Source organism: Kitasatospora sp. NPDC048286, from assembly GCF_043201735.1.
Taxonomy (GTDB): domain Bacteria; phylum Actinomycetota; class Actinomycetes; order Streptomycetales; family Streptomycetaceae; genus Kitasatospora.
The window spans coordinates 241,426-263,222 of sequence record NZ_JBICZE010000009.1 but is presented as its reverse complement, the minus strand read 5'-3'; the positions used below and the strand labels follow the sequence as shown (position 1 = coordinate 263,222).

Below are 21,797 nucleotides of genomic sequence, written 5' to 3'. Positions count from 1 at the left end.
AGGTGGGCCGTCAGTGGTCCCGGCGGTGGATGGCGAGTGCCGCGACGGCCACCGAGGCCAGCGACCACACCGCGAAGGTGGTCCAGGAGCCCGCGACGGTGGCCGGGTACTCGGACGGGCGCAGGCCCGCCAGGCTGGTCCGGGCCAGGCGCTGCCAGGCGGGCAGCGGCAGGGCGTGCAGTAGGTCGGCGCTCCAGCGGTAGCGCTCGGTGACCAGTGACGGGACGAAGAACAGCACCACGACGGTGGCCACCACGGCCCCCGCGCCGTGCCGGATCAGGGTGCCGAGGCTGAGGCCGACCAGGGCGCAGACCGGGCCGAACAGCACCGCCGCCGCGACGTACCGCAGCGCGGCCGGATCGGTGACGGACTGTCCGATGCCCGTCCCGGACAGGATCGCCTGGCTCCCGCCGAAGGAGGCACCGACGGTGAGCACCCCGAAGCCGAACAGCACGGCGGCCAGTACGCAGGCCTTGGCGAGGAGCACCGCCCGGCGGTCGGGCACGGCCGCCAGGGTGGTGCGGATCAGCCCGGTCGCGTACTCGCCCGCGATGGCGAGCGCGCCGAGGCCGCCCGCGACCAGCATCAGGATGTCGGCGGAGGCGAGGTTGAACGCGTCGTTCAGCGCGACCTGCGCCATGACCGCGGGGTCGCCCTCGCCCGGGGTGTAGTGATCGCGGGTGTAGAGCGCGGACTTGAGGTTGGCGGCGACGATCGCCACGGCGCCGAGGCCGAGCACCCAGGGGACCGAGCGCAGCGACCAGAACTTGATCCACTCGGAGGCCAGCAGGTCGCCGAAGCGGGCACGCGGTTCGGTGCGGGGCGAGGCGGGCAGGGTACGGGGCGAGGCGGGCAGGGTGCTCAACGGGGTTCTCCGGCGGGGTACTCGACGCTGTCGGCGGTCAGGTCCATGAACGCCTCCTCGAGGGAGGCGCCCCGGGTGGTCAGGGCGTGCAGCAACAGGCGCTGCTCCAGGGCGAGTTCGCCGATCCGGGTGGCGTCCAGGCCGCTCACCGCGAGTTCGCCGTCCGGGCCGGGCCGGACGGTGGCGCCGGCCGTCGTCAACACGGCGGTGAGCCGCTCGGGTTCGGCGGCCCGGACGGTGACGGCGCGCAGGCCCGCTCGGGCGGCGAACTCGGTGAGGCTCTCGTCGGCGAGCAGCCGGCCGCGCCCGATCACCACCAGGTGGTCGGCGGTGTGCTCCATCTCGGCCATCATGTGGCTGGAGACGAAGACGGTCCGGCCCTCGGCGGCGAGCCGCCGGAACAGCCCGCGCACCCAGAGCACGCCCTCCGGGTCCAGTCCGTTCAGCGGCTCGTCGAACAGCAGCACCGGCGGGTCGCCGAGCAGCGCGCCGGCGATGCCGAGCCGCTGCCGCATGCCGAGCGAGTAGCCGCGGATCCGGCGCCCGGCGGCCTCGGTGAGCCCGACCTCGTGCAGCACCTGCTCGACCCGGGTGGCCGGGATCGCGTTGGCGCGGGCCAGCGCCCGCAGTTGGGCCCGGCCGGTGCGCCCGCCGTGGGCGTCGCCCGCGTCCAGCAGGGCGCCGGCGTGCCGCAGGCCGCGCGGTCGGCCGCGGAAGGGACGGCCGTCCACGGTGACGGTGCCGGAGGTCGGGTCGCCCAGACCGAGGACCAGCCGCAGGGTGGTGGACTTGCCCGCGCCGTTGGGGCCGAGGAAGCCGGTGACCCGGCCGGGCCGGACGGTGAAGGAGAGGCGGTCGACGACGGTGCGGACGTGGTGGCCGCGGCCGTAGCGCTTCGTCAGCTCGGTGACTTCGATCATGTGCCCCACGGTGCCGGGGATCGTGGGGCGGGCACATCGGACCGGTGTCGACACCGCGGGCCACCCGGAGGCCACCCGGGGCCGTACAACCACGGTTGGATGACGGGGTCCCGGACCGTCGTTACGATCTCGGACCATGCCCTCACCCCCCTCCCCGCCGCTGCTCCGGCGGGTTCCGCCCGAGGTCTGGGTCGGCCTCGCCTGGTGCGTGGCGGCCGGCTACCCCGCCGTCCGGCTCGGCGGCCAGGCCTCGCAGCACCCCGGCGCCGCCGCCCACGGCGGTTGGGCGTTCACCCTGGCCGACACGGCGGTGGCCTTCGCCGGCGCGGCGCTGGTACGACGGCTGCCGGTGCTCTCCGTCTTCCTGCTGGTGGTCGCCGCGTTCACCGAGGCCGACGGCTGGGCCGGCGGCGCGCAGGTGCCGCCCGGCGCCCTGCTCGCGGTGGACACCGCGCTCTGCCTGATCACCGCGACCCGGCCGCGGCGCAGCTCCCGGGCCGCGTTCGCGCTGGTCATGGCCTTCCTGGTGCTGCACATCGGCATGGTGCACGGCGACACGGTGGGCATCTTCACCGGCACCCACATCGGCTCGGCCGACGGCGCCGCGCTGCTCGGGCTGGTCGCCTGGCTGGTCGGCCGCTCGGTGCGGCAGAACCGGGAGCACGCCGAGGTGCTCAGCGCCCGGGTGGCCGAGGAGGCCGTCACCGCCGAACGGCTGCGGATCGCCCGCGAGATGCACGACACCGTCGCGCACAGCCTCGGCATCGTCGCCCTCCAGGCCGGCGCCGCCCGCCGGGTGATCGACCGTCGGCCGGAGCGGGCCAAGCAGGCGCTGGGCGAGATCGAGACCGCCGGACGGGAGACCCTGGCCGCGCTGCGCCGGATGCTGGTCGTGCTGCGCCGGGCCGACGGCGAGGCCTCGGCCACGGTGCCGCAGGGCCTGGCGGACCTCGACCGGCTGGCCGGGGCGACCACCGCCGCGGGGGTACGGGTGGAGGTGCGGCGGCACGGCGAACCGGGGCCGCTGCCGCCGGAGGTCGACCTCGCGGCCTTCCGGATCGTCCAGGAGTCGGTGACCAACGTGGTGCGGCACGCGGACGTCGGCGCCTGCGTGGTCACGGTGGACCACCGGGCGGCGGGGGAGCTGTCGGTCGAGGTCACCGACCGGGGCAGTGGCTCCGGGGAGGGGCCGGGCGGCGGGTTCGGGCTGGCCGGGCTGCGGGAGCGGGTCGCCCTGCTGCGCGGCGAGTTCGAGGCCGGGCCGCTGCCCGGGGGCGGCTTCCGGGTGGCCGCCCGGTTGCCCGTGCCGGGTCCGATCAGGGAGGCGGGCGCGTGATCCGGGTGGTGCTGGCCGACGACCAGCCGCTGGTGCGCGCCGCGTTGGAGATGGTGATCGCGGAGACGGCCGACGTCGAGGTGGTCGGCGAGGCGGGCACCGGGGCGGAGGCCGTCCGGCTGGCCGCCGAACTGCGGCCGGACGTCGTGGTGATGGACATCCGGATGCCAGGCATGGACGGCATCGAGGCCACCCGGCTGGTGACCGCGGACGGCGGGCCGACCAGGGTGGTGGTGCTCACGACCTTCGACGAGGACGAGCACGTGTACGCGGCGCTGGAGGCGGGGGCGTCCGGCTTCCTGGTCAAGGACATGGCGCTGGACGACATCCTCGGCGCGGTGCGGGTGGTCGCCGCCGGGGACGCGCTGATCGCGCCGAGCGTCACCCGGCGGCTGATCGGGGCCTTCGCCGCTGCCGCCGCTCCGGCCACGGCCGCCATCACCGGCACCGCCTCCGGCACCGCCACCGAGCGGCGGCTGGCGGCGATCACCGGGCGTGAGCGGGAGATCCTCACCCTGGTCGGCCGGGGCCTGTCCAACTCCGAGATCGCCGCCGAACTGGTGCTCAGCATCGCGACCGTCAAGACGTACATGACCCGGCTGCTGGCCAAGCTCGACGCCCGGGACCGGGTGCAACTGGTCATCCTGGCGTACGAGGCGGGCCTGGTCTCCGTGTCCGGCTGACCGGGCCCGCCACCGCGGGAACGATTCCGCGACCGGTCGTGGGGCGCCGGTTGCTCAGCGCTTGACGGCCACGCCCGCGTACATCGCGATGTCCTGGTCGCGGACGGGCGCGGCGCCGGCGTCCGGCCGCCAGTGGTGCACCAGCGTGACCCCCGGGTCGAGCAGCTCGTAGCCCGCGAAGAAGGCCTCCGTCTCGGCCTTGTCGCGGATCTGGAGCGGGATGCCGCGGGCGTTGTACTCGCGGCCGACGCCGCCGACCCCCACCGGGTCGGTGTCCCCGGTGAAGACGGTCAGGGCGAGGAAGCTGCCCGGTGCCAGGGCGTCCATGAGGCGGCGCACGATGCCCTGCGGGTCGTCCTCGTCCAGCACGAAGTGGACGATCGCGATCAGCGACAGCGCCACCGGCTGCGAGAAGTCGAGCACCTCGCGCAGCCGGGGGTCGCCGATGATCGACTCCGGGTCGCGGAAGTCCGCGTCCACGTAACAGGTGCGGCCCTCGGGCGTGCTGTCCATCAGGGCCCGCGCGTGGGTCAGCACGATCGGGTCGTTGTCGACGTACGCGACCCGGGCCTCGGGGGCGATCGCCTGGGCGATCTCGTGCACGTTCGGCGAGGTCGGGATGCCGGTGCCGATGTCGAGGAACTGCCGCACGCCGTACTGCTCGGCGAGTTGGCGCACCGTGCGCTGCATGAAGTCGCGGGTGGTGCGCATCGAGATGGGCAGCGACGGCCAGGCCTGCACCGAGGCGTGCGCCGCGACCCGGTCCGCCTCGAAGTTGGTCTTGCCGCCGATGAGGTAGTCGTAGACGCGGGCGGAGTGCGGAACGTCCGTCCGCAGGTTCACCGACGGGGCATCCTCGTGCGGACCGTGCTCGACCCGGATCTCGTTCGCCATGCTCGCTCTCCCGTTGCTGGGCATTCGTCATGGGCCGCGGTGGCAGCGGCCCATGGTGCGCATGGTAACGGTCTTCCAGTGTGATGAGATGACTAGCCCTCAGGCTCAACTCTCAGGCTCGACTCTCGGACTCGACTCGCAGGCGCGACTCTCGGACGCGGCTCTCAGGCCTGTGCCTCGGGGTGCCGCTGGTCGGACGCGGCGGCGTCCGACTGCCGGGGGAGCGCGGTGGTCCCGGTGTCGCCCCGGTCGGAGGAGGGCCGGCGGCCGTGCGCCGCGAGTTCGAGTGCGGCGCCGATCCAGGCCATGCCGAAGGCCCAGGTCGCCAGCCACTCGCCCAGGTAGAGCGGCCGTACCGACCAGTCCGAGCCGATGCCCGTCGCCCCGGCCAGGACGGAGAGCCCCAGGGCGGCCAGGATCACCACCCCGGCCACCAGGTAGGCCGTGCCCACCCGGGCGGGCTGGGCGGAGCGTGGGTTGCGGAAGGAGTAGAGGCAGAACATCGCCAGCATGACGAACAGCAGGCCGGCGAAGACCAGGTGGAGCACCCCGACGGTGCGCTGGACACCGGACCCGCCCCCGGCGGACGTCGGGCACAGCGCGACCCCGAGCGCGAAGAAGCCGGCCGCCGTGCTCCAGCGGTCGTCCCTGCGGTCGAAGCGGTAGCAGATCAGGAACACCCCGAGGGCGCACAGCCCGCCGACGAAGAGGTTCCGGGTGTCGGTGTAGTACGAGGCGCTCATCGAGACCGGCCAGAAGCCGTCCGTGCTGCGCCCCGTCACCACGGCGGACAGCCAGTTGCCGAACGGCAGGGCCGGCGGCAGCAGGATGCCGATCAGGCCGACGCCGAGGCGCAGGATCGCGATGGTCCGAACGTCCTGGATGCTCCACCGGACGCCGGGGGAGTTCTGCGTGGGCGAGTCGTGAGTCACGGACGCCTCCTTGCCTTTCGCACGGGCCCGCGGGCCCGCTGGTCCTCCGGCCGCGTGGGACGGGGTGGGCGGTGCGGACGGGCGCCGCCACACACCTGAGCGACCGTCAACTGGTGTACCCGCATCAGCGTTCGAAGCACCACCGATTTGAGCGGTTTACGCCCCCGATGACCGTCAGGAGTTCCCCGGGGCACCATCTTTCACGGCTGCGCGCACCCGTTCGGTTCAACTCACCGCCGAGGTCGCCGAGGAGCGGCTCCCACCAGCCCAACCGCGCCTGACCGAACCGGAATTGATCTGTACGATCTCGCCCCGTGCAGGAGACGCTGACCACCGGGGCCGCCACCCCCGGCACCCCGAGAACCCCCGGCACCCCCGGGACCGCCCACCGCCCGGCGCGCTGGGTCCGCACCCGGCTGCGCGCCGACCCGGCGGCCGCCCTGCTCATGGCGGCCCTCGCGTTCGTCACCGTCCTGCTCTCCGTGGCCGTCCCCCGCCTCGCGGACCGGGGCGCGGACGCGGCCCTGCGGGACCACGTGCGGCAGAAGGGCATCCACGCGACCAGCCTGCAGGCCGTCGCGAGGAGCCGCCCCACCGACACCGCCGCCGACCTCGACGCCGTCCAGCGGGAGCTCGCCGCGCGGTTCGGCGGGAAGCTGCCGCTCTCCGCGCCGGGCCACGCCCACGGCACCCGGACCGCGGCCGACAAGGTGTACAACCCGGACTTCGCGCGGCTCAACGCCGAAGTCCCCCCGCGGCTCTCCCTGATGTACCTGGACGGCTTCGCCGACCGCGTCACCCTGATCGAGGGCAGCTGGCCGGGCCCCGCCACGGCCGGCGCGCCGCTGCCGATGGCCGTGAGCCGCACGGCCGCCGAGATGATCGGCATCAGGGTCGGCGACGTCGTCGACAGCGGCAGCAAGGGCGCGGTCCGGCGGACCAGCGTGGTGACCGGCATCTACCGGGTCGACGACCCGCTGGACCCGTTCTGGGACGACCTCGGCTGCCCCGGCCGCCCCTGCCTGGAATTCGGTCAGTACGGCGACGACTGGCTGAGCTTCACCGGGCTCGTCGACGGCGCGAGTCTGGCCGCGCTGACCGCCTGGGGCGAGAACGTCCAGAACTTCTGGCGGCTGGCCGTCGACCCCGCACCGCTGCGCGCCGACCGGCTGGACCGCACCCGGGCCGGCGTCGCCCACCTGCTCGCCGGACCGGACAACGACGCCCTGGTCGCCGCGACCGGGCGGGCCGACCTGCGGGTCAGCTCGTTCCTGCCCGACGTCCTCACCGAGGCGGCCGACCGCTACCGCGCCGCGACGGCGCTGAGCGCGATCGGCCCGACCGGGGCCGCCGGGGTCGCCGTGGTGGTGCTCTGCCTGGCCGCGGTCCTCGCCACCGACCGGCGCGCCGCCGAACTCCGGCTGCTGCGGGCCCGCGGCGGCTCGCTCGGCGGGGTGCTGCTGCGGCTGCTCGGCGAGGGCGCGGTGACCGTCCTGCCCGCCGCCGCACTCGGGGCGGCGCTCGCCCTGGTACTGCTGCCCACACCCCGGTGGGGCGCCGCGGCGGCGGCCGGCCTCGCCACCACTCTGCTCGCCCTGCTGGCCTTTCCGGCCAGGGCCGCGCTGCTCTGGGCGCGCCCCCGGACGGCCGGGCGGTGGCGCCGGCCGATCGGCGAACTCACCCTGCTGGCCGCCACCGTCGCGGCGGTGGCCGAGGCCCGCCGCCGGGGCGTCGGCCACTCCGGCGCCGCCGTGGACCCCCTGCTGGTCGCCGCCCCGCTGCTGCTCGCGGTCACCGGCGGACTGCTGCTGGCGCGGGTCGAGTCGCTGCTGCTCGGTCGGCTGGCCGCCCTCGTCGGCCGAGGCCGGGGACTGATCGGCTTCCTCGGTCTCGCCCGGGCCGCCCGCGAGGCCTCCGGCCGTCGCCGGCCCAGCGCACTGCCGCTGCTCGCCCTGCTGATCGCCACCACCGCGACCGGCTTCGGCGCCACCGTGCTCGACTCGGTGGACCACGGGCGGCTGCGCGCCGCGCGCATCGCCACCGGCGGCGACGTCGCCGTGTCCGTCCCGGACTACGCGACCCTGCCGGACCGGTTCCTCGAGGTCGCCGGCGCGCTGCCCGGCACCCGGAGCGCGACCGGGATCCGGGTCGACCGCAGGGCCCTGTTCGTCGGCGCCGGTTCGAACAACTACACCAAGGTGACCCTCGTGGTCGCCGAGCCGGCCGCGTACGCCGAGATCGCCCGCACCCTCGGCGTCGGCGGCTTCGACCCGGCGAGGCTCGCCGGCACCCCCGGCGGCCCGGACACCCCGGTACCCGCGCTGTTCAGCCGGAACCTGGCCGACCGGCTGGCCGCCGGCGCGCCGACGGTGCACCTGTCCACCGCGAACGAGCTGCGCACCACCGTCGCCGGGATCGTCACCGCGACCCCGGCGCTGCCGGACCCGAGCCTGCCGTTCGTCGTGGTGCCCTCCGGTCCCGCGGTGGAGCGCCTGCCGGAACTCGGCCGGGCGACCGGGTGGCTGGCCGTCGGCGCCGTCGACCCCGAGCGGGTCAGGGCGCTGCTGCGGGAGCAGGGCGTGGTCCAGCCGACCGGCAGCGCCAAGCGGGTCGCGGAGGCCGCCGCGGCGGCCGGCAAGGGCAGCCACGGACTGCCGCCCGCCTACGAGGTGGGCAGCAGCCGCGAGTACGCCGGGCACCTCGCCGCCGACCCGTTGCAGCAGGCCGCCGGACGGCTGTTCTGGTACGCGGCCCCCGCCAGTGCCGGATTCGCCGTCCTCGCGGTCCTGTTGACGCTGCTGCGCGCCGCGCCCGACCGTACGGCCGTGCTCGCCCGGCTGCGCACCATGGGCCTGCGGCCCCGGCAGGGGCTGGCGCTGATCCTCGTGGAGGCGCTGCCGAGGACCCTGGTGGCGGCCGCCGGCGGCGGGCTGGTCGCGGTGGCGGCGGCCGTCCTGCTCGGGTCGGCCTTCGACCTCTCCACCCTGGTCGGCGCCGGGGCCGGCCACGCCCTGGATCCGGCGGCGCCGCCGGTGCTGCTGCCCACGGTGGGCCTGGCGCTGGTGGCCTGCCTCGGGGTGGTGCTGGAGACGCTGGTGGCCGGCCGGCGGCAGATCGCCACCGAACTGCGCGCGGGGGAGTCCTGACGGTGGCATGAACGGCGGGGCGGCCCGGTCACCACGACCGGGCCGCCCCGCTGTCCGAACCGCCGAACCGCCGGTTCAGCCGGCGGGCTGCCGGGTGCGCGCGATCAGTGCGTTGAGCAGGGCCGCCCCGCGCTCGGCGTCGTCGACGCTGACCGCGAAGTCCGTCCCCCGGCGGGTGCGGACCACCAGGCAGGCGCCCCCGCGCAGCATCACGGTGGTGCCGAGCCCGTTGATCCGGTAGCCCCAGCCGCCCGCCTGGGCGGCGGTGCGCCGCTCAACGCGGGCGGACTCCAGCTCGGCGGGGGACCAGCGGCGGGCGGGCCACCCGAAGGGGCCGAAGCCGACGGTCAGGCCGGCGGCGGTCACCCGTACCCGCACCGAGGAGCAGACGAGCACGGTGAGGGTCGGGAGCGCGAGCAGCAGCACCAGCGGCAGGCCCACGTCGGCCACCCCGCTGGTGGCGGCCACCGCCACGGCCACCGCCGCCAGCCCGAACACCGCCGCGGTCAGCTGCAGCCACGGGTTGGCGGCGTGGGAGAGCCAGACGAGGTGCGCGCCCGGCGGCACCTCCAGCGCCGGCTCCCCGGTCGCGGGGCGCGGCGCGGGCCGGGCGCCGTAGCGGCGGCTCGCCAGCCGGGCGAGCAGCCCGGCGAGGCCGGTGGCCAGCAGGATCAGGACCACCTCGATGCCCATCGGCGCTGCGTCCTGCCAGCGGGCACGGTCCAGGTTGGCGTGCACGATGGAGGCCTGCGCGCCCGTCAGCAGCACCCCGCCGGCCGCCAGCGTGGTCGCCGCGGCGCCGGGCGCCAGGTTGCCCCGGTACCGCCGCAGGGCCACCGCGGTCAGCACCAGGACGGCCCAGAACGCCGCAGGGAAGAGCACGGCGGCCGTCAGCGACATCGAGTCGTCCGGTTCCCGTCCGCCCCAGTGGGTGGCCAGCGGGTCGGGCAGGCGGTCACGCGCCACCAGCGGCAGCGCGATCAGCAGGGCCAGCACGCCCGCCGACCAGGTCGCCGCCGCCCAGACCGCACCGCGGTGCGTCGGCCGCTCTGCCGCGGCCCTCGTCGAAGTCGTCCCCTCGTCCGTCACGACAGCCCCCTGATCATGTCCACGAGATCGTTCCTGCTGTAGCCGGCCCGGGCCGCATCCTCGACCAACTGCCGTACCCGGTCCACCAGTTCGGAGCGGGTGTCGGCGCCGGTCGCGATCGTGATGCCGCGGCCCCGGCGGAACTCCAGCACCCCCTCGTCGCGCAGCGTGCGCAGCCCGCGCAGGACGGTGTTGGTGTTCACCCCCAGCGCCCGGGAGAGCTCCCGGGCCGGGGGCAGCTTGTCCCCGGGGGCGCACTCGCCCTCGGCGACGGCCCGTCTGATCGCGCCGGCGACCTGTTCGTGCAGCGGTCGGGTGTCCCCGATGTCCAGCTTCAGCAACATGGTGCTACTGACGATAGCACCATTCATGTCACCTGCGACTGCTCGGGGATCTCCCCGACCGGCACGCCCAGGTGGTACGGCCACTCCTGGGTGGTCTCCTCGCCGGTGCAGTCCTGCATCGGCTCGCGCACGAAGTCGCCGGGGCGGTCGACGAACGGCGAGTAGACCCGGACGACGATCCGGTCGGCGGGCTGCTGCCTGAAGTGTGGCTGGCGGTTGACCGTCCAGGTCGGCCGGGTGCGCCGCGTATGGAGAGCGTTGGGAACGACCCCAGGGACGTCAGGAAGGCGTCAAGGAGAGCAGGTCAGCCCCGTCGGCGGCGGTTGGGTGGAGGACGACGGAGAACGCGACCACACGAGGACGGATCATGCACGGCAACGGGCGGCACGAAGGCGGCACGGCACCCAGGGTGGTGGTCGGGGTCAGCGGGTCGTTGGGGAGCCTCGCGGCACTGCACCGCGGCGTCGCCGAGGCCCGCGAGCGCGGCGCAGCCCTGGTGCCGGTGCTCGCCTGGGAGCCGCCCGGCGGCGAGCACGGCTACCGGCGCTCGCCCTGCCCACCGTTGCTCGCCGCCGTCCGGGAGGCCGCCGAACAGCGTCTGCGGGACGCCCTCGACGCGGCCTTCGGCGGCACCGACCCCGGGGTGCCGCTGCACCCGGTGGTGATCCGCGGCGAGGCCGGCCCCGCCCTGCTGCACGTCGCCGACCGGCCCGACGACCTGCTGGTCCTCGGCCGCAGCGGCGGCCCGCTGCGCCGCCGGCTGCGGCGCTCGGTGCCCGGCCACTGCGCCCGGAAGGCCGGCTGCCCGGTGCTGACCGTCCCGGTGCCCGAACTGCTTCACGCCCTGCACCGGCTGGAGTCCGCGCACCGCCGCGCCCGGCGGCACCCGTCGGCCGGCCCCGCGCGCGAAGCCCTCGCGGCGAAGCGGTAGTCCGCGGTGCGGATGTACTCGGCCCGCCCCGGCGCCGACCGCTACCGCCCGGTGCTGGAGCGCCTCTCGGCCCCCACCGCGGGCACGGTGGCGCTGCTGGGCGGCGGCGCACTGGCACTCGCGCTCGCGGTCCTGCGCGAACTGCACTCCGGGCCGCTGCCGTACCTCGGCTACCTGGCGCTGTGCGGACTGGTCGGGCACCGCTCCCGGCCGGGGGCCGCACCGCTGATCGGCCTGGCGGCCTGGCTCTGCTGCAACGCCTTCGCCGAGCACCGCCACGGCGAACTCGGCTGGGCGGGCCCGTGGCCGGAGGCCGGGCACTACGCGATGTTCACCGCGACCGCCCTGCTGGCGTCCCTGCCCACCGCCCTGCCGCGCCGCACCGTACGGGTGTCGCCGCTGCGGTTCGACGGCCCACGGCTCGACGGCCCGCGGCTTGTCGACCCACGGCTCGACGGCCCGCGCTGAGGCGCCGCCCAAGGACGGTCCGCCCGTACGGACGGACCTCACCGGGGAACCGGGGCTCCGGCCGGTATCCGGAGTCCCCGGCGAACCGGTGGAGGCAGACGACCCGGGCGCGCGGAGTGGTCGCCGGTTCGGACAGCGGGCCCGCCCGTACGGACGGGCCCGCCGCGACCACCCCGCGCGCCCCGGTCGAGCCGCGGGCCCGGCCTACAGCGCGAGCAGGACGCGGTGGGCCAGGGTGGTGTCCCGCAGCGGTTCGAGGGCCAGGCGGACCAGGGCCAGGGCGTTGTCGTCCCCGGCGATCCGGTTGGCGCTCAACTCGCCGCAGGACAGGCACTGGTGGATGATCATCCACTCGCCGTCGGCGCGGACCGACAGGCCCAGCACGGCCATCCGGCCGCCGCAGCCGGCCGCCCGGTCACCGGGCCTCCGGCCGTCGACATGACGGCTGGCCAGGCAGTTCGGGCAGTGGTTGCGGTGCGCGGTGCCGGGGGCGTCCAGGGGGACGTCCAGCCGGCAGTCCACGCAGCGGAAGGCGTTCGCCCGGTGGCCGCCCTGCTCGTGCAGGACGTCCTTGTACCGCTGAGGGCGGCGGCCCTGTCGGCTCCGGCCGCCGGTGTTCTTGCGTCGTGGCATGTTTCGGTTCCCCTCTTCCGTGCGCGGCTCAGAGGGTGCCGAACGCTTCGAGCGGGAACGGCGGTTGGGCGAGCGGCCGGACGGCCATCCGCATCAGGATGAGCTGGTTGTCGTCCGTGCAGACCGGAGTGGACGTCAGCTCGTCGCAGCGCACGCACCGGTGGACGACCGTCCAACCGCCGGTGCGCAGCACGGCGATGGCGATCGGCGACATCCGGCCCCGGCAGTCGCTCGGGCCGCCCTCGACCTGGTCGAGGACGTGCCGCGACTGCAGGCAGGACGGGCAGTGGTTGCGCCGCGTGCCGTCGGCGGCGTAGGTGGAGACGGTCAGACCGCACCAGGCGCAGGCGAAGGTGGAGGTCTTCGGAGTGGGGGGAGTGCTGGAGGTGCTGGACACCCGGGGTGCTCCTTGCTGAGGGGTTTCTGCGATGACAGCAAGAGCAGGCCGAGTGGCCTCGACGGTTCGTCAGGCCTGGTCGTCAGGCGGTGTGGCGAGGCGCACTCGGCGCGGTCCGGGACATGAAGACACCCTCTCCGGTCGGGCGGTGGCCCGGGTCGATCGGTACGGAACGGAACGGCGTCAGCCTAGCCACGCCGATCGCACGGGCACCAACGGTTATTTCCGCCCGCAGCCACCCTCGCCACCGGGCCGGAGATAAAGGGCGCGCAGGATGTCCGTGTGCAGATGACCAACACGCCGCAGCCGGCGACCCTCGATGACGCGTCGTCAGTCAGTCGATTACTGGCCCTGGCCTTCGCCGACGACCCGATGATGTGCTGGTTCCTCCCCGACCCGGCCACCCGGCAGGCGGGGCTGGGCGGTTACTTCACCACGCTGTTCACCCGGCAGTACGTCCGGCACGGGGTGTGCGAGCGGACGGCGGCCGCGGCCGCGTTCTGGGTGCCGCCGCACGCGCAGGACAAGGCCGTACCGGACGAGGAGACGCTCCGGGAGCTGGTCGAGCCGCTCGGCGACCGGGCCGAGTCGTTCCGGCGGTCCGTCGAGGCGGCCGCCGACAACGTGCCGCAGGAGCCGCACTGGTACCTCGCGGTGATCGGCGCCGACCCCGTCGCCCAGGGCCGGGGGCAGGGTTCCGCGCTGCTGCGCTCCGGGCTGGCCAAGGCCGACGCCCAGGGGCTGCCGGTCTACCTGGAGTCCTCCAAGGAGGAGAACCTCGCGCTCTACGGGCACTTCGGCTTCGAGGTGCTGGAGGAGGTCCGGCTGCCGGGGGGCGGGCCGGCGCTCTGGGTGATGCGGCGTGGGGCCCGCGCGTAGCGGTGCCTTCGCGGCGGCACCGGTGGCGGCCCGGCCGAGACGGGCGGTGAGGTCGGTGGGGCCCGCGCGTAGTGGTGGCCCCGGGGCCCGGTCAGTCGTCGACGGGCAGCTCCGTGGGGACGGCGAGCACGTCGACCAGGGCCTCGCCGCGCAGCACGGTGAGCGGGAGCGGGCGGCCGATCGCGTCGGCCAGCATCAGCCGCTGAAGGGCCTGGGCGCTGTCCATCGGCTCGCCGGCGGCGGTGAGCAGGAGGTCGCCCGCGTGCAGCCCGGCGCGGTCGGCGGGCGCGCCGGGCACCACCTCGACGATCCGCAGGCCGCCGCGCTGCCCGGTGCGATGGCGCAGGGCGGGCGGCAGGGGCGCGGGCACCCCGGCGAGGCCGAGGTAGGCGCGGCGGATCCGGCCGTCGGCGAGCAGGGCCGCGACGATCCGGCGGCTGGTGGCGTCGATCGGCACGGTTAGGCCGAGCCCGTTGCCGGCGACCGCCGTGGTGATGCCGACCACCTCGCCGTCCGCGGTGGCCAGCGCGCCGCCGGAGTTGCCCGGGTTGAGCGCGGCGTCGGTCTGGACCACGTTGTCGATGACCCGCACCGCGCTGCCGGAACGGGCCGGGATCGAGCGGCCGAGGGCGCTGACCACGCCCGCCGTGACCGTCCCGGCCAGGCCCAGCGGGTTGCCGACGGCGACGACCAGCTGTCCGACCCGCAGACCGGTCGCCTCGCCGAGCGAGACCGGCGTCGGGGTCGGCCCGTCGGCGCGCAGCACGGCGAGGTCGGAGAGCGGGTCGGCGCCGATGGTGTGGAACGGGGAGGCGGTGCCGTCGGCGAAGGCCAGCGTCCCGGCGTCGGCGTGGCCGACGACGTGGGCGTTGGTGAGCAGGAACCCGTCCTCGGTGAAGACCACCGCCGAGCCGAGGGCGGTGCTGAACCAGCCGCCCCGGCCGCGCCGGGGGACCTGGAGCGCGGCGACCCGCGGGGTCAGCGCCGCGGCGACGGACGTGACGATCCGGGAGTAGGCGTCCAGCGGCGCCCGCGCCTCGGGGGCCGGACCCGGCCCGGGGAGCGTGTCGGCCATGGTGCTCACCCCTCTCGCGGACGCGGTTCCCACGATGGCACCAGATGCCAACAACGGCGGGGCGCCCCGTCTTCCGCGCCCCGCGCCGGAGGAGTCCTGACGCGTTCTTGACGTGCGGGGAATTCCCAAGAGAAGGGAAAGCGGGAATATAGTCCAAGTAAAGTCGTCGTGGTGGGAGGGACCGATGGACACGACCATGCTGGAGCCCGAAGGGCGAGAGGGCGCGATGCCGAGGGGTGGCGGCCTCGACCCGCTGCTGCGCCCCACCCGGGAGGCGATGCTGGCCCGCCGCGCGAACCCGGCGCCGCGCTGGAAGCGTGTGCTGCGGCCGGGCTCGTCCGGTCCGGCGGCCTGGATCCGGCCGGAGGTCGACGCCCAGGCCGAGCGCCTCGGGCGCCGGACGCCCGGCACCGAGCACGTCCTGCTCGCCCTGCTGGCCGTACACGAAGTGGCCTGTCACGAGCCGCAGTTGGCGCAGGAGGGCGGCGCCGATGAACTGCTCGCCGGGCTCGGCCTCGACTACGCCCGCGCGCACGCCGCGCTGGACTCCGGCGGGGTGACGCTGCCCGCCGACCCACGCTCGGTCGAGGCCTACCTCGCCGACGTCGCAGGTCAGGGCACTGATCGACTGCTCCGGGCGTTGCTGGAGGAGGACACCAGGGCCCGGCGCCTGGTCGAAGCACTGCGCGGTTGAGGCGCCGTCGGCGCAGCGAACCGCGCTACCGAGAGGAAGGGGCACCCGATGCACGTCACCCTCGCCGAGGAGCTGATGCTGCTCTCGCTGGACGACGAGTCCGGCGTGGCGAAGGACGCCGCCACCGCCGCCTGGGCCGCCGCGGGCGGCATCCTGGCCGAGCTGGTGCTGGCCGAGCGGGTCGCGATCGAGGAGGGACGGCTCACCGTCGCCGACCGGACCCCGACCGACGAGCCGCTGCTGGACGGTCGGCTGGCCCGGCTCGACGAGTGGGCCGCGGGGCGCCGCTCCGGCAAGGCCAAGGCGGCCGACTGGCTGACCAAGGACCGTGCCACGGCCGTCGCCGACACCGTCGCGCGGCTGTGCGAGCGGGGCCTGGTGGTCGAGGAGCGGCGCCGCGCGCTCGGTATCTTCCCGGTCCGCCGCTACCCGGAGGCGGACGGCGGCGTGGAGCGCGAACTGCGCGAGCGGCTCGCCGCCACGGTGCTGAACGGCGCGGAGCCGGACCTGCGCACCGCCGCCCTGGTGGCCCTGCTGCACGGCTCCCGGCTGCACCGGCTGGCCTTCCCCGAGCTGCCCCGCAAGCAGGTCGAGCCGCGCTTCGCCGAGATCGCCGCCGGTGACGGGGCCGCGGAGTCGGTCCGCGAGGCGATCCGGAACATGCAGCTCACCATGGCCGCCGTCACCACCGCGGCGACGGTGGCGGCGACCACCGCCGCCACCGTCTGAGCGTGCGGGCGGGCCGCGTACCGAACCGCGCGGCCCGCCCGGTGCGCCGTCCCGGGGGTCCGACCGCGGGCGACCCGCCCGATGCGCCGCCTGATCCACGGCCCGATGCCCCGTTCCGGGCGCCCGGTCAGAGCACCGTGGCGCCGAGGGTGATCGAGCCGAGCACCACCAGCACCCCGAGCGCGAGGAAGCCGTACTCCAGCCCCGCGCGCTCCCGCCCGTCCACCAGGACCTGCCGCGGGTCCGCCGGGTCGTAGCGGACCGGGACGAAGCCGCCGTCCGGCAGGGGGTGGCGGGCGGTGGAGGGGACGGGGGAGAAGACCTCGACCACCCGGCCGTCCTTGGTCTCGAACTGGAGCAGCGGCCGCGGCGGCAGCGCGCGGTCCTCCGGCGCCGGGGCGCGCTCGCGCACCAGTGCCCGTGCGGGGACGCCGACCCGGCGCAGCCGCCGCAGTTCGCGCAGGCCGACCACCCCGGCGAGGTAGGCGACCACGCCGCCCAGCGCACCGAACACCACCACGGCGAACCCGGCCGTGCCGCCCATCGCCGCCTCCCTGTCCGCGACTCCGTGTCCGCGGGGACTCCGGAGACCCCCAGGGCTCCAGTATCACGCGGACGAGGCGCTCTTGACGCCCCGGAATGGTCCAGTCCACCCTGGCGAAGGCATGTTCCTGTCATTTACCGGCCCCGGTCACCCCGGCCGGCCCCGACCACCGCAAGGAGCACCGTCCGTGCCCCAGCGCCCCGCCGTCCCCGTCCTCCTCGCCGCGCTCACCGCCCTCACCCTCGGCTCGGCCGCCCCCACGGCCGTGGCCGCCGGCTCCGCCGCCCCCGCGGCCGCGGTCAAGGCGGCCGTGGTCAAGGTCGGCACCACCAAGCAACTCCAGAGCGCGCTCGCCGCCGCCGCGCCCGGCCAGACCATCCAGCTCTGCGGCACCGTCTTCCGCGGCAACCGCTCCGACCTCACCGGCGCCACCGGGCCGGACCGGTACGCGATCCACGTGACCGCCTACGACGCGGCGAAGTGCAAGGTCACGATCGGCGCGGGCAACACCGTCACCGGGGGCCGGGGCCTGGTGAACCCCGGCATCCCCGTCGGCTGACCGTCGCGGCTCGCCGGCTACAGCGAGTCGAGCGGAACGTTCGGGTCGGCCAGCGCCTTGGCGTCCACCACCCGCCCCGAGCGCACCAGTTCGCGGATCGGGTCGGTGACGTCCCAGACGTTGACGTTCATCCCCGCGAGCACCCGCCCGCCGGAGAGCCAGAACGCGATGAACTCGCGGGTGGCCGGGTCGCCGCGGAACACCACCTGGTCGTAGCCGTCCGGCTCGACGTAGCCGACGTACTCCATGCCGAGGTCGTACTGGTCCGTGAAGAAGTAGGGGACACGGTCGTACACCGCGTCCGGCTGCCCGAGCAGCGCGCGGGCGGCGGTCTGCGGCTGGTTGAGCGCGTTGGCCCAGTGCTCGACCCGCACGTGCCGGCCGAACAGCGGGTGGTAGGCGTTGGCGACGTCGCCGGCCGCGTAGACGTCCGGGTCCGAGGTGCGCAGGTGCTGGTCGGTCTTGACGCCGTTGTCGACCTCCAGGCCGGCCGCCTCGGCCAGGCCGGTGGCGGGGGCGATGCCGATGCCGACGACCACCGCGTCGGCCGCCACCGTGGTGCCGTCGGCGAGCCTCACACCGCTCACCGTGCCGCCGTCGCCGGTCAGTTCGGCCACCTTGACGCCGAAGCGCAGGTCCACGCCGTGCTCCCGGTGGAGGTCGGCGAAGACCTGGGCGACCTCCCGGCCGAGCACCCGCAGCAGCGGCAGTTCGAGCGCCTCCAGCACCGTCACCTCGGCGCCCGCCTCCCGGGCCGCGGCCGCCACCTCCAGCCCGATCCAGCCCGCGCCGATCACCGCGATCCTGGCCCCGGGCCGCAGCGCCTCCTTGATCCGGTCGCTGTCCTCGGCCCGGCGCAGGTAGAGCACCCCGTCCTGGTCCGCGCCGGGCACCGGCAGCCGGCGCGGCACCGAGCCGGTGGTCAGCAGCAGCTTGCCGTACTCCACCTGGCCGTTGTCGGTGAGCGTCACGGTGTGCCCGGCCGGGTCGATCGAGGCCACCGACGTGCCCAGCCGCAGCGTGACGTCGTGCTCCGCGTACCACTGCGGCGGGTGGACGTAGATCTTCTCCCGGGGCGTCTTGCCCTGCAGGTAGCCCTTGGACAGCGGCGGCCGCTCGTACGGGCGCTCGTGCTCCTCGCCGATCAGGACGATGCCGCCCCGGTACCCGGCCTCGCGCAGCGCCTCGGCCGCCTTCGCACCGCCCAGGGACGCCCCGACGATGACGACCGGACGCTCCCGCCCGCCCGCTCCGGTGGTCCCGGTGTCCGTGCCCGCCATGCTCGACTCCTCGTTCTCCGGCCGTGGTCGGGCCCAGCCTGCCGCCGTCCGGGTGGTCTGTCGAGACCGCGCCTGGCGCGCCGCGCCGCGCTCGCCCGTACGGGTGAACGCGGGCCACGGCGGGCCTCACGCCGTCATCGCGTCCCTGACCAGCGCGGTGTCGGTGAACTGCTCGAAGCGGACGATCCGGCCGCCGCGCACGGTGAAGCGGTGGGCGACCCGGACCGCCAGCGGCTTCCGGGTGGCCTTGTGGACGGCCGTGTACCGGCCCAGCACCACCACCGTCTCCCCGTCGACCACGTAGGTGTCGTCGTGTGCCGTCCAGTCGTCCCACTCGGCGGCCAGCCGCTCCATCACGTTGGCGGTGACGCCCTTCGGCGTGCGGTAGGTGCCGGCCAGCGGGAAGCCGGCCATCTCGGTCCACTCCACGTCCTCGGCCAGGGTGGAGCGCAGCGCGGCCAGGTCGCCTCGGGCGGAGGCCAGGTACTGGCGGCGCACCACGTCGGCGGGGGAGGGCGACTCGGCGAAGGAGGCGACGTCCCGGGGGATCTCGATCATCGTCCGCTCACCCCCAGGCCATCTCGCCCATGACGACCTTGGTGCCGATGTCCACCGCGATCCGCAGCCCCAGCGTCGGGAACCGCCGCTCCAGCGCCTCCTTGGCGGCGTCCGCGTCCGCGGCCCGGCCGATCTCGGTCTCGAAGGCGCGCAGATAGGCGCGGGTGTGGTCGACGGCGTTCAGGTCGGTGGGCGCGCCGGCGATCCGGTGGCCGGCCGCGACCCAGGTCGGATGGAGTGCCTCGATGCCGTCCAACAGGTCGATCCAGGCGGCCCGTTGGGCGGAGGTCGGGGTGTCGGCGGTCCACACGTGCAGGCCCTCGAAGAGCAGCACCCCGCCCAGCACGGCGCGGTGGTGGTGCTGCCAGAGGTAGTGCCGGTCCGGCAGGTGGAAGTCGGCGCCGCGCAGCTCGAAACGGTGGCCCTCGAAGACCAGCTCGTCACCGTGCAGCGCCTCGGGCCGCACCAGCCGGGTGGGCAGCTCGGGGCCCAGGTGCGCCCAGACGCGAAGCTTGGCCTCGTACGTCTCCTGGATGTGCTCGACGGTCGAGGCGGTGGCCACGAAGCGGGCCTGCGGGAAGGCGTCCTGGACCTCCTGGGCGCCGAAGTAGAAGTCCGGGTCGCCGTGGCTGACGAAGACGGTGGTCAGCCGCTTGCCGCTCGCCCTGACCCGCTCCACCAGCCGGCGCCCGTCGGAGCGGGTGAACCCGGCGTCCACCAGCAGGGCGTCGTGGGGGCCGGTGACCAGGACGGAGGTCTTGTTGAGCGAGCTGTCGGGGCTGTCGATGATCTCGAAGTCGAGAGCACTCACGTTGTGGCTTCCTTCCTCGGGCCGCGCACGCCTCGCCGCCAGCATCGGCGCTCGGCGCGCCGTCCGCATCCGGAAGCCGGACGGGCCCGGGAAGGATCGGCGGGGCAGGTCCTAGCCGCGGGTCCAGAGCGCGAGGTCGCTGCTGGTGGCCACCGCGAGGGTCCGGCCGGTCGGGGAGAAGCCGGCCGCCCGGAAGGTGGACCGGTCGGCGTCCAGGACCAGCCACCAGCTCTCGCCGTGCTCGCCCTCCCACGGCCCCCGCCCGTTGGCGAGCAGCACCCGGTGGTGCGGCCACTCCGGGGCGGCCACGCTGACGTGCCAGCCGCCCTCGGCGGCGGTGTGCAGCCCGCCGCCCCACAGCCCCGCCACCGGGACGCGCACGTCCGTGACCTGGCCGAGTCCGGGGCAGGCGAGGTCCGGGCCGTCCGGGTCCTCGGCGGGCTCGTGGTCACGGGCCAGCTTGAGGCCGGTCACCGCGTCGAACAGGCCGTGGCCGCCGTGGGAGACCGTCAGCACCAGGTCGTGGCCGCTCTCCGGGTGGACGGCGAAGCCGATGCCGAGCAGCCCGCCGACCGCGAGCACCCCACGGCCCACCGGCCGCCACGGCTCCGGCGGGGCGGTCACCTCGGCGGCCATGATCCGGTCACGGAGGTGCCGCTGGTGCGGGGTCAGGGCCATGCCGCAGATCATCCCACCGGGACGGGACGGCCGCGTCCGATCGACCGGCCCCGCCGCCGGTCGCCGGGCCGGGCCCGGCAGCGCGGGCGCGACCGGTGCGGTGGCCGCGCCCGGACGGCACACCCGCAGCGTCGACGGGAACAGCCCGCGCGCCCGGCGCGTTCGTCCGATCATGACCGACGACGCCGCTCCCGAGATCCTCCGCTACGCCGCCTTCGCGACCCGCCCCGAGGGCGGCAACCCGGCCGGCGTGGTGCTCGACGCCACCGGGCTGACCGACGAGCGGATGCTCGCCATCGCCGCCGAGGTCGGGTACTCCGAGACCGCCTTCCTGACCGCCGGCCCGGCCGAAGGGTCCTACCGCGTGCGGTACTTCAGCCCGCTCGCCGAGGTGCCGTTCTGCGGCCACGCCACGGTCGGCTCCGCCGTCGCCGTCGCCGAGCGCACCGGCCCCGGGCAGTACCTCTTCGAGACCGCGGCCGGGGAGGTCCCGGTCGAGGTCGAGCGCGGAGCCGACGGGCTGCTGCGCGCCACCCTGACCAGCGTCGAGCCCAAGGTCGAGGAGGTGCCGGCGGCCGACGTGGCGCAGGCGCTCGCCCTGCTCGGCTGGTCCGCCGCCGACCTCGACCCGGCCCTGCCGCCCCGCGTCGCCTACGCGGGCGCCCGGCACCTCGTCCTGCCGGTCGCCACCCGCGAGCGGCTGGCCCGGCTCGACTACGACTTCGACGGCCTCGCCGACTTCATGCGCGCCCGCGACCTGACCACCCTGCAGCTCGCCTGGCGGGAGGGCCCCGAGGTCTTCCACGTCCGCGACCCGTTCCCGGTCGGCGGCGTGGTCGAGGACCCGGCCACCGGCGCCGCCGCGGCCGCCTTCGGCGCGTACCTGCGGGAGCTCGGCGCGGTGGAGGCCCCGGCGGTGCTGACGCTCCACCAGGGCGCCGACCTGGGCCGCCCGGGCCTGCTGCGGGTCGAACTGCGCGCCGAGGACACCCGGGTGCGGGTCTCGGGTACCGCGGTGGCCATCGGCTAGCGCGCCGCGCCGGCCTCAGGGCGGGGGCTGCGGCACGACCGACTCGCCCTCGCCCCGGGGCTCCGCGCCATCGGTACCACCGTGCCCGATCGCCGTGTCATCGGCCCGGGCCGGCCCCGGGCGGGGCCGGTGAGCCGCCGCGTCCGAGGTGGAGGGCCACTGCGTGAAAGAGGTCCGCGTGCTCGACCCCGCGCTCAAGCAAGCGCTCCGTCAGCTCCGTTCGGTGCGGTCACACGAGCCCGACGGCAGTGACCCAGGCCGCCTCGCCGAGTGGCGGGAGGCGATGGCCGAGGCCCTTGACGGGCTGGCCGTCCACCTCCTG

At 75.5% G+C, this 21,797-nt stretch carries 23 protein-coding genes and 2 pseudogenes; 10 read left to right on the top strand and 15 right to left on the bottom strand.

The features are described from left to right. Window positions 1-10: 10 nt before the first annotated feature. A complete protein-coding gene (locus ACGF13_RS23315; protein WP_392878064.1) occupies window positions 11-865 on the bottom strand; it encodes an ABC transporter permease subunit in 855 nt (284 codons plus the stop codon). After that, window positions 862-1,785, bottom strand: a complete 924-nt coding sequence (locus ACGF13_RS23310; RefSeq protein WP_392878063.1) for an ATP-binding cassette domain-containing protein — start codon at window positions 1,783-1,785, stop codon at window positions 862-864. Before ACGF13_RS23310 ends, ACGF13_RS23315 begins: the two co-directional genes overlap by 4 nt. A gap of 136 nt (window positions 1,786-1,921) precedes the next feature. Between ACGF13_RS23310 and ACGF13_RS23305 the strand changes: the two genes are divergently transcribed. Continuing rightward, complete coding sequence (locus ACGF13_RS23305; RefSeq protein WP_392878062.1) at window positions 1,922-3,121, top strand: sensor histidine kinase; 1,200 nt, start codon at window positions 1,922-1,924, stop codon at window positions 3,119-3,121. A 5-nt stretch (window positions 3,122-3,126) separates the two neighbouring features. Next, a complete protein-coding gene (locus ACGF13_RS23300) occupies window positions 3,127-3,804 on the top strand; it encodes a response regulator (RefSeq protein WP_392878209.1) in 678 nt (225 codons plus the stop codon). 54 nt (window positions 3,805-3,858) lie between these two features. Here the strand turns inward: ACGF13_RS23300 and ACGF13_RS23295 are convergent, their stop codons facing one another. Both ACGF13_RS23295 and ACGF13_RS23290 read right to left on the bottom strand, forming a co-directional pair. Further along, window positions 3,859-4,698, bottom strand: a complete 840-nt coding sequence (locus ACGF13_RS23295; protein ID WP_392878060.1) for an SAM-dependent methyltransferase — start codon at window positions 4,696-4,698, stop codon at window positions 3,859-3,861. Window positions 4,699-4,862: 164 nt separating this feature from the next. Continuing rightward, window positions 4,863-5,630 carry a hypothetical protein gene (locus tag ACGF13_RS23290; protein ID WP_392878058.1) on the bottom strand — a complete coding sequence of 256 codons (768 nt, stop codon included), beginning with the start codon at window positions 5,628-5,630 and terminating at the stop codon, window positions 4,863-4,865. Window positions 5,631-5,944: 314 nt separating this feature from the next. Between ACGF13_RS23290 and ACGF13_RS23285 the strand changes: the two genes are divergently transcribed. Continuing rightward, window positions 5,945-8,776 (top strand): hypothetical protein, encoded by a 2,832-nt coding sequence (locus tag ACGF13_RS23285; protein WP_392878056.1) that lies wholly within the window; start codon window positions 5,945-5,947, stop codon window positions 8,774-8,776. A gap of 75 nt (window positions 8,777-8,851) precedes the next feature. On the opposite strand, the gene ACGF13_RS23280 is transcribed toward ACGF13_RS23285, so the two are convergent. The 3 genes and pseudogenes from ACGF13_RS23280 to ACGF13_RS23270 form a co-directional block, all read right to left on the bottom strand. Beyond that, entirely contained in the window at window positions 8,852-9,865 is a 1,014-nt protein-coding gene (locus ACGF13_RS23280) for a DUF1648 domain-containing protein (protein ID WP_392878054.1), read from the bottom strand. After that, a complete protein-coding gene (locus ACGF13_RS23275) occupies window positions 9,862-10,209 on the bottom strand; it encodes a GntR family transcriptional regulator (protein ID WP_392878052.1) in 348 nt (115 codons plus the stop codon). The genes ACGF13_RS23280 and ACGF13_RS23275 overlap by 4 nt, the downstream gene beginning before the upstream one ends. Window positions 10,210-10,232: 23 nt before the next feature. Then, window positions 10,233-10,427: pseudogene (locus ACGF13_RS23270) on the bottom strand (oleate hydratase); the annotation flags it as partial. 149 nt (window positions 10,428-10,576) lie between these two features. Between ACGF13_RS23270 and ACGF13_RS23265 the strand changes: the two are divergent. Both ACGF13_RS23265 and ACGF13_RS23260 read left to right on the top strand, forming a co-directional pair. Further along, the gene (locus ACGF13_RS23265) at window positions 10,577-11,140 is read left to right on the top strand and encodes a universal stress protein (RefSeq protein WP_392878050.1); all 564 of its coding nucleotides are present in this window, start codon (window positions 10,577-10,579) and stop codon (window positions 11,138-11,140) included. A 6-nt stretch (window positions 11,141-11,146) separates the two neighbouring features. Then, complete coding sequence (locus tag ACGF13_RS23260; protein WP_392878048.1) at window positions 11,147-11,608, top strand: hypothetical protein; 462 nt, start codon at window positions 11,147-11,149, stop codon at window positions 11,606-11,608. Between the two features lie 204 nt (window positions 11,609-11,812). On the opposite strand, the gene ACGF13_RS23255 is transcribed toward ACGF13_RS23260, so the two are convergent. Beyond that, window positions 11,813-12,241: an RNHCP domain-containing protein gene (locus ACGF13_RS23255; protein ID WP_392878046.1), complete on the bottom strand. Its 429-nt coding sequence runs from the start codon at window positions 12,239-12,241 to the stop codon at window positions 11,813-11,815. Between the two features lie 28 nt (window positions 12,242-12,269). Next, window positions 12,270-12,638 carry an RNHCP domain-containing protein gene (locus ACGF13_RS23250; RefSeq protein ID WP_392878044.1) on the bottom strand — a complete coding sequence of 123 codons (369 nt, stop codon included), beginning with the start codon at window positions 12,636-12,638 and terminating at the stop codon, window positions 12,270-12,272. A gap of 282 nt (window positions 12,639-12,920) precedes the next feature. Between ACGF13_RS23250 and ACGF13_RS23245 the strand changes: the two genes are divergently transcribed. Further along, window positions 12,921-13,517 carry a GNAT family N-acetyltransferase gene (locus tag ACGF13_RS23245; RefSeq protein WP_392878042.1) on the top strand — a complete coding sequence of 199 codons (597 nt, stop codon included), beginning with the start codon at window positions 12,921-12,923 and terminating at the stop codon, window positions 13,515-13,517. A gap of 91 nt (window positions 13,518-13,608) precedes the next feature. Here the strand turns inward: ACGF13_RS23245 and ACGF13_RS23240 are convergent, their stop codons facing one another. Further along, the gene (locus ACGF13_RS23240) at window positions 13,609-14,592 is read right to left on the bottom strand and encodes a S1C family serine protease (RefSeq protein WP_392878040.1); all 984 of its coding nucleotides are present in this window, start codon (window positions 14,590-14,592) and stop codon (window positions 13,609-13,611) included. Between the two features lie 184 nt (window positions 14,593-14,776). On the opposite strand from ACGF13_RS23240, the gene ACGF13_RS23235 reads away from it, so the two are divergent. After that, window positions 14,777-15,286: a Clp protease N-terminal domain-containing protein gene (locus tag ACGF13_RS23235; protein ID WP_392878038.1), complete on the top strand. Its 510-nt coding sequence runs from the start codon at window positions 14,777-14,779 to the stop codon at window positions 15,284-15,286. Window positions 15,287-15,334: 48 nt separating this feature from the next. Beyond that, complete coding sequence (locus ACGF13_RS23230) at window positions 15,335-16,015, top strand: GPP34 family phosphoprotein (protein ID WP_392878036.1); 681 nt, start codon at window positions 15,335-15,337, stop codon at window positions 16,013-16,015. A 127-nt stretch (window positions 16,016-16,142) separates the two neighbouring features. On the opposite strand, the gene ACGF13_RS23225 is transcribed toward ACGF13_RS23230, so the two are convergent. Further along, on the bottom strand, window positions 16,143-16,559 hold the full coding sequence (locus tag ACGF13_RS23225; protein WP_392878034.1) for a DUF3592 domain-containing protein: 417 nt from the start codon (window positions 16,557-16,559) through the stop codon (window positions 16,143-16,145). Window positions 16,560-16,944: 385 nt separating this feature from the next. On the opposite strand from ACGF13_RS23225, the pseudogene ACGF13_RS23220 reads away from it, so the two are divergent. Beyond that, window positions 16,945-17,118 (top strand): annotated as a pseudogene (locus ACGF13_RS23220) (sheath polysaccharide-degrading enzyme); the annotation flags it as partial. Between the two features lie 17 nt (window positions 17,119-17,135). Here the strand turns inward: ACGF13_RS23220 and ACGF13_RS23215 are convergent. From ACGF13_RS23215 to ACGF13_RS23200, 4 genes are all read right to left on the bottom strand, one after another. Continuing rightward, window positions 17,136-18,398 carry an NAD(P)/FAD-dependent oxidoreductase gene (locus ACGF13_RS23215; protein ID WP_392878032.1) on the bottom strand — a complete coding sequence of 421 codons (1,263 nt, stop codon included), beginning with the start codon at window positions 18,396-18,398 and terminating at the stop codon, window positions 17,136-17,138. 126 nt (window positions 18,399-18,524) lie between these two features. Continuing rightward, on the bottom strand, window positions 18,525-18,956 hold the full coding sequence (locus ACGF13_RS23210) for a nuclear transport factor 2 family protein (protein WP_392878031.1): 432 nt from the start codon (window positions 18,954-18,956) through the stop codon (window positions 18,525-18,527). A 7-nt stretch (window positions 18,957-18,963) separates the two neighbouring features. Further along, a complete protein-coding gene (locus ACGF13_RS23205; RefSeq protein WP_392878029.1) occupies window positions 18,964-19,767 on the bottom strand; it encodes an MBL fold metallo-hydrolase in 804 nt (267 codons plus the stop codon). 111 nt (window positions 19,768-19,878) lie between these two features. Beyond that, window positions 19,879-20,445, bottom strand: a complete 567-nt coding sequence (locus tag ACGF13_RS23200) for a hypothetical protein (protein WP_392878027.1) — start codon at window positions 20,443-20,445, stop codon at window positions 19,879-19,881. Window positions 20,446-20,617: 172 nt separating this feature from the next. Here ACGF13_RS23200 and ACGF13_RS23195 point away from each other — a divergent pair, with 172 nt between their 5' ends. Beyond that, window positions 20,618-21,475 carry a PhzF family phenazine biosynthesis protein gene (locus ACGF13_RS23195; protein WP_392878025.1) on the top strand — a complete coding sequence of 286 codons (858 nt, stop codon included), beginning with the start codon at window positions 20,618-20,620 and terminating at the stop codon, window positions 21,473-21,475. Window positions 21,476-21,797: the final 322 nt, after the last annotated feature.

Excerpts from the sequence above, each read along its gene's own strand:
- ACGF13_RS23295 (WP_392878060.1), bottom strand. The coding sequence starts at position 4,698 with ATGGCGAACGAGATCCGGGTCGAGCACGGTCCGCACGAGGATGCCCCG.
- ACGF13_RS23265 (WP_392878050.1), top strand. The coding sequence starts at position 10,577 with ATGCACGGCAACGGGCGGCACGAAGGCGGCACGGCACCCAGGGTGGTG.
- ACGF13_RS23215 (WP_392878032.1), bottom strand. The coding sequence starts at position 18,398 with ATGGCGGGCACGGACACCGGGACCACCGGAGCGGGCGGGCGGGAGCGT.
- ACGF13_RS23310 (WP_392878063.1), bottom strand. The coding sequence starts at position 1,785 with ATGATCGAAGTCACCGAGCTGACGAAGCGCTACGGCCGCGGCCACCAC.
- ACGF13_RS23210 (WP_392878031.1), bottom strand. The coding sequence starts at position 18,956 with ATGATCGAGATCCCCCGGGACGTCGCCTCCTTCGCCGAGTCGCCCTCC.
- ACGF13_RS23240 (WP_392878040.1), bottom strand. The coding sequence starts at position 14,592 with ATGGCCGACACGCTCCCCGGGCCGGGTCCGGCCCCCGAGGCGCGGGCG.
- ACGF13_RS23230 (WP_392878036.1), top strand. The coding sequence starts at position 15,335 with ATGCACGTCACCCTCGCCGAGGAGCTGATGCTGCTCTCGCTGGACGAC.
- ACGF13_RS23225 (WP_392878034.1), bottom strand. The coding sequence starts at position 16,559 with ATGGGCGGCACGGCCGGGTTCGCCGTGGTGGTGTTCGGTGCGCTGGGC.
- ACGF13_RS23275 (WP_392878052.1), bottom strand. The coding sequence starts at position 10,209 with ATGTTGCTGAAGCTGGACATCGGGGACACCCGACCGCTGCACGAACAG.
- ACGF13_RS23195 (WP_392878025.1), top strand. The coding sequence starts at position 20,618 with ATGACCGACGACGCCGCTCCCGAGATCCTCCGCTACGCCGCCTTCGCG.
- ACGF13_RS23305 (WP_392878062.1), top strand. The coding sequence starts at position 1,922 with ATGCCCTCACCCCCCTCCCCGCCGCTGCTCCGGCGGGTTCCGCCCGAG.
- ACGF13_RS23255 (WP_392878046.1), bottom strand. The coding sequence starts at position 12,241 with ATGCCACGACGCAAGAACACCGGCGGCCGGAGCCGACAGGGCCGCCGC.
- ACGF13_RS23235 (WP_392878038.1), top strand. The coding sequence starts at position 14,777 with ATGGACACGACCATGCTGGAGCCCGAAGGGCGAGAGGGCGCGATGCCG.
- ACGF13_RS23200 (WP_392878027.1), bottom strand. The coding sequence starts at position 20,445 with ATGGCCCTGACCCCGCACCAGCGGCACCTCCGTGACCGGATCATGGCC.